This is a genomic window from Stieleria mannarensis (assembly GCF_014154935.1).
In the GTDB taxonomy this organism is placed as follows: Bacteria; Planctomycetota; Planctomycetia; order Pirellulales; family Pirellulaceae; genus Stieleria; species Stieleria mannarensis.
In genome coordinates, this window is the sequence record NZ_JACEHH010000095.1 from 1 (window position 1) to 9,990 (window position 9,990).

Consider the following 9,990-nt stretch of genomic DNA (forward strand, 5'->3'; position numbering starts at 1 on the left):
GTTCATTCCCCAAGGATACAAAATCCTCGCAAAACAGGCGATCAGCCACTAAAATCCGCGAAGACCCAGAATTGGAATCAGTGCAGGCGTTTTGCATGCCGTCTAAAACCTCAGAATTCGGTTTCCGTCGGTTGTATTCCCATTTTGTTGGCGCGGGAATCACGCTAATCGCTGGTTGAAATGAGTTGTTGATCAGTGACTTGAACTTTGCAGTCCATGGGGCGAGGCTCCCATTGCCAGCCTTCACTTGCCTGCCCGCGTCGAAATTCGGCGAGCTCGACGATTAATTCATCCCAACGATCTGGAACCAGATGAGTGCGAACTTGAAGCATCTGCTCCGCGGTTTCATTCTTTCACTCTCGCAAAACATCGCGTAGCTTTTCAGTCGCAAATTGATCACTCCGCGGATGCTGCCTGCGAGCGTGCCGGTGTCGCGAGGAACGTCGCTCCGGCGAAAGGCGTGGTAACTCAATCGCCGCGCTTCTCCGTGACGACAGGGGTCGTGGATTTCCGTTTCCAGTTCCGGCGACGATTCGCCTTCGCGATCAAGACCCGCTAACTCATCAACCACTTTTCGCAATTGGCCGTTACGTAGCAGCGTTCGCAGGTGACGCTACTGCTGCCGACGGACCTCGGCGTCGAGCCCGAGCGAAGCAAGGGCTTGGGAAACGTGATGCACCGCTTGGCAAGAAGAAGGTCTAAAGAAAGAGATCACCCAAAAGATTTAGCTCATCCGCAGAATCTGTGGGGGCACACCTGTTTGCGACGGTCTCGAAACCGGCAATTCACGGGATTTTTGGCCGAAAACACCAACGTAGAAAGTCGCGATCACTTCGGCGATGGATTTTCTAAGGCATGAACTCCTGCGCCCAATGGGCTTTTCAAGAGCAGTCTCGACGAGCAATGGCTCGCTGAGTCTGCAGGCACCATTGGCTCGCTATCGACCGGGATATCCCTCCCCAGGCCCGCGTCCCCGCAGAGCCTGAGTCCGTTTTTCCCGGCACGCTGAATGTAGCAATCAACAATGCCCAAAGCAAAAACGATTGGACGCTGGAGCCGATGCCTTAAAAAATCCCGAGCACTGAAACGGGCATGGTTTACGCTTTCGATTCTGGCGGATACCCGAATGCATCTGCGGAAATCTCATGGGATTCACCCACAGGAGCAGCGGAAGACCCGAGGGGTTTTATTGACTGCTTTCCTCCAAACTCAATGAGTGTTCCAAGCCTTTCAGTTTTGCATCAGCGTTCATCAGTGTTCATTAGCGGTTTGCAACAACTCCGCTAGATCGCCGGAACCCTGCCCACCCTACCGCGCACTAAGTCCTTTGACGGTTTCGACCAGGGCGATGGCGTTTTCGACCGGGGTTTCTTTGAACACGCCGTGGCCGAGATTGAAGATGTGCCCGTTGCGGCCGGCGACGCTGTCAAGGACGGCGGCGGCGCGGTCGCGAATCACTTCGGGATCGGCCAGCAAGACCGCCGGGTCCAGGTTGCCTTGCACACTCTTGTCTCGCCCGATCCGGTCCCAGGCGGTCGCCAGTGGGACCCGCCAATCGACGCCCACGACCGTTCGGCTGTCGCCGCGGAGCAACGGCAACAATTCCGGATTGCCGGTCGCAAAATTGATCACCGGCACGCCGGGTGCAATCCCCGCGATGATCTGATTCATCCACGGCAACACGAACTCGCTGTATTCGATCGGCGACAGGCAGCCGGCCCAACTGTCGAACAACTGCACACACTGCGCCCCGGCGGCGATTTGATGGTTCAAGTAAACCGTAATCGCTTCGGACAAGGTGCTCATCAACTCCGCCCAGGCACCGCCGGACGATTGGGAGCACGATTCGTACATCAACTTCTTCGTGTTCGTGTAAACCTTGCTGCCGCCGCCTTCGATCGCATAGCTGGCCAACGTGAACGGCGATCCGGCAAACCCGATCAACGGGATTCCCTCGGGCAGATCGGCACGTGTTTGTCGCACCGTCTCATACACGAACCCCAGCGACTGGGGATCGTCCAAACGCTTCAATCGAGTCAGATCCGCGTCGCTGCGAATCGGATTGTGAATCACCGGTCCGTCGCCGGCGACAAACTCCAGGTCAAACCCGAGCGGCTGCAACAACGGCAACAAGTCCGAAAAGATGATCGCTGCGTCGACGCCCAGTCGGTCGACCGCCGTGCACATCACTTCGCTGCACAGCGCCGGATTGGCGCACAATTCCAAGAAACTCTGCTTGGCTCGGACCTCGCGGTATTCGCTCATGTAGCGTCCGGCTTGTCGCATCAACCAGATCGGCGTGCGTTCGGTCGGTTCCCCGCGACAAGCTTTCAGGAACAGACTGTCGTGCGAGGGGTGCTTGTCCGCCGTTGCGGGCGACTCGGTGGCGAACGAAATTGATTGCTGAATCTTTTCGTCGGTCTCCTTTAAGCGTTTTTTCGCGGCAACCAGTTGCGCCGAACGCTTGGCGGTTTCCACGACCAGGTGTCCCATCTTGGGGTGCGACGGTTCGATGTCGGCGTGCAGGTCACACTCGGTCAGCATTTGTGAGGTCGTCGGGCCGATCGACGCGATCGCGGTAGTCCGCAATCCCGTCCGCAGTTGATCGGTGATGCCCATCTGTTCGGCCATCCGCATCATGTTGACGATCTGGTGGGCGCTGGTCAGCAGCAACAGGTCACGCTGGCCGTCGGCGATCGCTTGGATATTTTCGCGGAGCGGATCGGTTTGCTCGGGAAAGTCCCAGCCGTAAACACGCACCGGTCGGACCGACGCGCCGCGAGCCTCTAGTCCGGCCACCAGCGAGGCGTTGGAGATACCGTATTCCTGCAGCCCGATCTCTTGGTTGGCCACGGGGACGTTGTTTTCATCGATGTACCGCAAGATCTCGCGCCAGGTGTTCGGTTCACCGATCTTGTGGGTTGGTTTGACGCCGGCCTCGCGCAGCGCCGCAACGGGCTTGGGGCCGCGGCAGATGGTGGTGATGTCGGACAGTGAATCCAGGAATCGCTGGGTGTTGACGTGCTTGTCAAGCGAACGCATCAAAAAGCGGAACCCGACGCCGGTCATGAAGATCACGGTGCTGATTTCGCCGGTCATCACGCGGTAAGCGAAATCGATGGCCGCCCGGTTGGGCTCGATCGGGACCTCACGCATCGAGGGGCTGACATGGCTGACACCCCCGTGCCGCTCGATCAATCGCCGCATGTCGTCGGCGCGGCGGCTTTCCAAGGAAGCGACATGAAGGCCGGCGAAATCGGCGTCGTTGGGCATAGGTCGTTTTTTGTGCTGTTGAATGTCGAGAGGGGGGACGGAGCGGCAACCGAGATCCGTTCCGGCATTGTAGACGTTTTCGCGGTCGTTACGATTACCTCTTGACGACCAAATGCCATCCTCCCTCGCCGACCGGTTCCGATTGTTCCGATGCCCCGCAGCCCCATCCGCGCCCCCAAGCCGACGCTCGACCTGTCCGACCACCTGTACGTGTTTCGCCAGCCGATTCCCGGCGAATTGGCCTCGGGCAGCGACACGGGGTCCGAATTGCCGTTCCCCGAGGTCCCAGCGACAATCACCAGCCAAAGCGTCTTTGGCAACGACCGGCCGCTGGAAATCGAAGTCGGCAGCGGAAAAGGCCTGTTTTTGACCAACGAATCGGACCGCAACGGCGAGCACAATTTTCTGGGCATCGAAATCATCCACAAATACGCGAAACACTCCGCGGCACGCTTGGCCAAAGCGGGCCGATCCAACGCCAAGATGGTTTCCGGCAACGCCCAGCCGCTGTTGGCCGATCGGGTGCCCGCCGGATCACTCGAAGCGGTCCACGTCTATTTTCCCGACCCCTGGTGGAAAAAACGACATCGCAAGCGGCGGGTGGTCAACGAGAGCAGCGTCCAAAGCATTTTGTCGGCCCTGCGATCCGGCGGGCGGTTCCATTTTTGGACCGACGTGCTGGACTACTTCGAAGCCACCATCGAGATGATCGCGGAAATCGCACCGGAATTCGGCGTGCCGATCCCCGAAGAAAAATCACCCTCGTCCCACGACCTGGATTACCGGACGCATTTCGAACGCCGCAGCCGGCAAAACCAGATCCCGGTGTATCGGGTTCGGTACGAGAAACGTTGAGTGGATGGGGAAGGGCAAAACGATGGGGGCAAAACAATCATGTGCTCGATCAAGGCTCGGGATCGGTACCATCGCGAGATTCCTCGAAACAGGCATCCAATCCGCGCATTGAATCGTTTTGCCCCATCGTTTTGCCCCATCGTTTTGCCCCATCGTTTTGCCCCCATCGTTTTGCCCCCTCTCTCTCCTCCGGTCCGACCAATTATCGGGGCTGAAGCAGACTGCTAAAATGACGGGCAATCGCGCCCAGCCAGCCACCCACGGAAGAGTTTTTTTCGCATGTCGGACACCGCCAGCAACGACTCCATCGTCACGCCCGTCAAACCCTTCGTCCACCTACACTGCCACAGCCATTACAGCTTGCTGGACGGTGCCGGTGACATCAAACGCCTGGTCAACCGAGCCGTCGATCACGGGATGAACGCGTTGGCGTTGACCGATCACGGCAACCTGCACGGGGCGTTGGAGTTCTACCGTGCGGCCAAGGGGGCCGGCATCAATCCGATCATCGGCTACGAAGCCTACATCGCCCCGGGCAGCCGCTTCGACAAGGGCGGTGCCGGACGCAGCAAGGACGCCAGTTACCACCTGACGCTGTTGGCCAAGAATCGGACGGGATTCAAAAACCTGATCAAACTGGCCAGTGCCGCGTCGCTGGAAGGATTTTATTTCAAGCCGCGGATCGATAAAGAAATCCTGGAAACCTACAACGAAGGCATCATCTGTCTGTCGGGATGCGTCAGTAGCGAATTCAGCCGCACGGTGATGAAGGCCAGCGATACCGGCGAGCACGAGAAAGAGGCGATGGAGATCGCCGGCTGGTTCCACAAGGTCTTCGGCGACCGCTACTTCATCGAAGTGATGAACAACGGGCTGGAGATCCAGCGGCTGCAACTCGAAGGCGCCGTCGACATCGCCAACAAGATGGGGTTGCCCGTCGTCACCACCAGCGATTGTCACTACGTCAATCAGGAAGACGCCGAAGCCCAAGACATCATGCTGTGCATCAACACCGGGCGTTTCCGAACGGACACGTCGCGGATGAAGATGGAGAACGACCAGTTCTTCCTGCGCAGCCCCGAACAGATGTACGAGCATTTCCCGGGCATGGAGGACTGCGTCGCGCGCAGCCAGGAGATCGCCGACAGCGTCGACATCGACATCGAACTGGGCAAGTACTACTTCCCCAAGTTCGAATGCCCGAATCAGATGAAGCCGATCGACTACCTGCGCGAGCTGTGCATCAAGGGCTTGCTGGAACGCTACGAAGGCGATGACCAGCGAATCGTCGACGGCAAACTGTCCGATGAAGTGATGGCGCGACTCGATCGCGAACTCGGTGTCATCGAGAAGCTGAACTACCCGACGTACTTCTTGATCGTTTGGGATTTCGTCATCCACGCTCGGAAAAAGGGAATCTCGGCGACCGCACGGGGCAGCGGCGTGGGGGCCATCGTGTGTTACGCCCTCTACATGTCGCACGTCTGCCCGCTTCGCTATGACTTGCTGTTCGAACGGTTCTTGGACGAAAGCCGGACCGAGCCGCCGGATATCGATATCGACTTCGAAAAAGAACGCCGCGTCGAAGTCATCGATTATGTGAAGGAACGCTACGGCAGCGACAACGTTTGCCAGATCGGGACGTTCGGAACGCTGGCCGCCCGGGCTGCGATCAAGGACACCGGACGGGCACTGGGGATTCCGCTCTCACGGGTCAACCAGATCACCGAGATGGTGCCCGACGAGCTGAAGATCACGATCGGCAAGGCGTTGGAAAAAAGTGCCGACCTGAAACAAACCTATGACGGCGACCCGGAGATCCGTGAACTGTTGGACCTGGCGATGAAAATCGAAGGTCTGGCGCGGAACGTCGGCACCCACGCCGCCGCCGTCGTGATCGCCGACAAGCCGCTGTCGGAATACGTCCCGCTGACGCGTGTTCCCGGCAAGCAAGACGTCATCACCCAGTGGTCGATGAACGACGTCGAAGCGAGCGGTTTGCTGAAGATGGACTTCCTGGGGCTGCGCAACCTGACGATGCTCAGCCGGTCAGTGAAATTCATCAAGCAGACGACCGGCAAAGACGTCGACCCGCTGAAATTTCCGCTCGATGACAAGAAGACCTACGCGCTGCTGCAGCGGGGCGAAACCAAGGGCGTCTTCCAGCTCGAATCCGGCGGCATCCGAGACCTGCTGACGCGGATGAAGCCTGACTGTTTCCACGACATCATCGCGACCGCCGCGTTGTACCGGCCCGGTCCGCTCGAAGGCGGCATGGTCGACGATTACGTGAACATCAAACACGGTCGCCAGACCCCGGAATACAAACACCCGGTGCTGAAAGAGATCCTGGAAGAAACCAACAGCGTGATGGTTTACCAGGAACAGGTCATGCGGATCCTCAACCGCCTCGGCGGCGTCCCGCTGGCCAAAGCGTACACGTGTATTAAGGCGATCAGTAAAAAGAAAGAAGCGCTGATCAATCAGAACCAGGAAGTGTTCTTAAAAGGCGCCGTGGAAAACGGGCTCGGCCAAAAAGACGCCGAAGAAATCTGGAACCTGATCGTCAAATTTGCGGGTTACGGCTTTAATAAATGCGTCGTCGGCGAAACGGAAGTGATTGACGCCGTGACGGGAGAAGCGACCACTGTTGAAGAGCTGTTCCAAAGCAAACGGGAGTTTACGATCCATGCGCTCGACGATCGTCAGAAACTGGTGCCACGCAAAGTCACCGACGTCGTTTGGAACGGAGTCCGTCAGACCTACACGGTCACGACACGCAGCAGGCGTCAAATCACCGCCACCGGCAACCACCCGCTAAAAACCTTCGACGGTTGGACGAATATCGACGACCTGAATGTCGGTGACAAAATTGCAGTCGCAAGAAAAATCGACGTGGCGCAAACGGAACAATGGTCTGATCACGAGGTGATCACACTTGGTTGGCTGATCGCCGAAGGAAACCTCTGCCATCCGACGTGCCTTTACTTCTATTCCAATTCGCAATCGCAAGTCGACGACTTTGTTTACCATTCGGAGCTCTTTGACGAGACATCCGCACGAACAGATTACCGCAGTGATGGGCGGATCGAGGTTTGTCTTTCGACAGGCCGTGACACACGCCTCGGTAAGCTTGACCATTCCGGGGTCGGTACTGCCGTCGCGGCAAGCCGAATTGCCGGGCTACGAAGCGGTGCGTATGCCTGGGCCAAGTCACTCGGCCTGACGGGAAAGAAGGCCACCGAGAAGAAACTCCCCGAAACAGTGTTCCAATTGGGCCAACGCCAAACGGCAATACTTCTGGGCAGACTCTGGGCTGGGGATGGATACGTCGAGCAACCGTCACAGCAGTCCTATTATGCGACTTCATCCAAGCAGCTTGCCGAGGACGTTCAACGGCTGTTGCAGCGTCTGGGGATCGTTTCACGAGTCACCAAGAAGTCCTTTTCCTATAAAGGACGAACGGACGGCAAGCCAAAAAACGGATATACCGTACACCTGATTGGACATGAATCGCGGCTTAGGTTTCTTAACGTTGTTGGTCCGCACATCATCGACAAGCAACAAGCCGTCCTCAGGGCTCTCGATCGAATCGACACCGGCGAAGCACGGACGACGGGAGACCTCATTCCCGTCGCGGTTCGTTCGCTGGTGGCCGCCGAACGTGTTCGTCACGAGATTCCGTGGCGGGACCTGGAGTCGCGGAGCGGCGTTTGTGTTCGTGAACTCTGCCGCACGGGCGAAACCTCCAAGCGAGGCTTTCAGCGATCGACCGTCCAGCGATTGGCGGATTTTTTCGAGTCCGATGTCCTTGCCGATCATGCACAGAGCGACCTTTACTGGGACGACATCGTTTCCATCGAACCCGCCGAGGTGGTGGATGTTTATGACCTGACGGTTGAACATGACCATAACTTTGTGGCGAACGGGTTGGTCGTTCACAACTCACACAGCACCGCGTATGCCCTGGTTGCGTTCCAAACCGGGTACTTGAAGGCGCACTACCCGGTGGAGTTCATGGCGTCGTTGCTGTCCAGCGACATCGACGGCCGGAACTTTAAACGCAAAGACGCGCTCGTGGAGCACATGGAGGATTGCGACCGGATGGGCATCGAAGTCGTGCCGCCGAGCGTGAATACCTCCGAGGCCGACTTTAGTGTCGCCGACGGAAAAATCCATTTCGCCCTGTCGGCCATCAAGGCCTGCGGCGGTTCGACCGCGATCTCGATCGAAGAAGAACGCAAGAAGAACGGTCCCTTCAAAGACATCTTCGACTTCTGTGAACGCGTCGACCCACACGCCTGTAACAAATCCGCGATCGAAACGTTGGTCAAAGCCGGGGCGATGGATTGCTTCGGCGCCAAACGCAGCCAACTGGTCGCCGTGATCGAAAAAGCCATGCAGGCTGGGGCCGCCGTCCAAGCGGACAAGAAAAGCGGACAAGCCAGCCTGTTCGGCGCCTTTGAAGACGAAGAAGAAAACTCTGGTGACGCCCCCGCAGTCGTCTTGCCGGACATGGAGGAATGGCCCGATCGAGAAAAACTGGGCTACGAAAAAGAGGTCCTCGGCTACTACCTGGATTCCCACCCGCTGGCCGAGTACGAACCCAAACTCGCCACGTTCCGCACCCACACCACCGACTCGCTGGCCGAGATCCAGGACCGTGGCGAAGTGGTTTTGGGCGGCATGATCAGCTCGATCAAGATCGCCCACACCAAGAACCCCAAACCGGGCCAACCGTCCAAGTACGCCAACTTTGACCTGGAAGACATGCAGGGCGCCATCCGCTGCATCCTGTGGCCACGCGGCTTTGCCGATCACGGGGAAAAAGTCATCCCCGATGCGGTCGTGCTGGCCAAAGGCAAAGTCGATCGCCGCGGTGGCGGCGACGAAGCCAACTTGATCATCGACGAACTCATTCCACTCAATGACCTGGACAACCGCTACACCCACGGCATGCGGATCCGATTGGACGAATCCAAACACGACGGACAAACGATCTCGCGGTTGCGCGAAATCATCCGCGGCTATCCCGGCAACCAGGAATTGCTGTTCAGCATGTTACTGGCCGAAGGTGAGATGGTGCACCTGAAAGCCGACAAGTTCAAGGTCCAAGTGACGCCGGAAATGCGATCACGGATCGACGACCTGCTCGGATCAGGAAACTACCGCCTGATGATGAGCAAGCCGCGGTAGGGCGCTGGATCGCCGGCTGGTACCGAGGCTCTCGCCGCCCCCTCTTGAAGCCGAGCAGTCGCGGGGGCATCGTTGAGAGATCCCCTCAAGGGACCTCCTAGTACAGGACGATCGCATTTCCGTTTTCGATAGCGTTTCCGGGTCGTTGTCCGTTGGTCATGCCCGCAAGCGGGCCTGATCGGCATCATGCAAACGGCCGGCGTCCTCGTTCGCCCGAGGGTTGGTTCACCGCTCGCTGTGGCCGCTTGCCTGCCCAACGCATGATCTGCGGAGTTTTCAACCCCCGTCCCCTTTGATGCGCGTCACTGGTGCCTTCGTCAAGTCAATCGGCCGTGGGCGGACAGGGAAGCAACGTCAAGCGTCCCGTCTTAGGGAGCTGATTCTTCGGTCGGTTCATCTAAGAGACCTGCCCCTTTAGATTCGGTCCATCGTTTCAAGGAGTGGATTGCGGCAGAGATTCCTAGCTGCGCTCACGAAGCTGCCGTTTTAGCGCCACTTCCATCGCGGCAAGCTCCTCCGATGAATGCATTCGCAGGTCTTCGATCGTTGATTCTGCGACGCCCGCAAGCGATTGAAGCACTCGTACCCGGCCGATTGCCTCCCCTCGGGCCTCACCTCGGGCCTCACCTCGGGCCTCTCCACGTTCCTCAGCCGCTTCCAGGCGTG

The 9,990-nt window shown here is 58.2% G+C and carries 4 protein-coding genes; 2 read left to right on the forward strand and 2 right to left on the reverse strand.

The genetic code is table 11. The features are described from left to right. Positions 1-1,308: 1,308 nt before the first annotated feature. On the reverse strand, positions 1,309-3,273 hold the full coding sequence (gene hemE / locus H1B37_RS32030) for a uroporphyrinogen decarboxylase (RefSeq protein WP_182871359.1): 1,965 nt from the start codon (positions 3,271-3,273) through the stop codon (positions 1,309-1,311). Positions 3,274-3,423: 150 nt separating this feature from the next. Between hemE and trmB the strand changes: the two genes are divergently transcribed. Together trmB and dnaE are read left to right on the forward strand one after the other, a co-directional pair. Next, positions 3,424-4,128, forward strand: coding sequence for a tRNA (guanosine(46)-N7)-methyltransferase TrmB (gene trmB, locus H1B37_RS32035; protein ID WP_182871360.1), 705 nt, complete (start codon positions 3,424-3,426; stop codon positions 4,126-4,128). A 279-nt stretch (positions 4,129-4,407) separates the two neighbouring features. Further along, positions 4,408-9,324: a DNA polymerase III subunit alpha gene (dnaE, locus tag H1B37_RS32040; RefSeq protein ID WP_182871361.1), complete on the forward strand. Its 4,917-nt coding sequence runs from the start codon at positions 4,408-4,410 to the stop codon at positions 9,322-9,324. Positions 9,325-9,784: 460 nt separating this feature from the next. On the opposite strand, the gene H1B37_RS33520 is transcribed toward dnaE, so the two are convergent. Then, positions 9,785-9,990, reverse strand: a 206-nt coding sequence (locus H1B37_RS33520; protein ID WP_220498482.1) for a hypothetical protein, incomplete at its 5' end; no start/stop codon positions are given.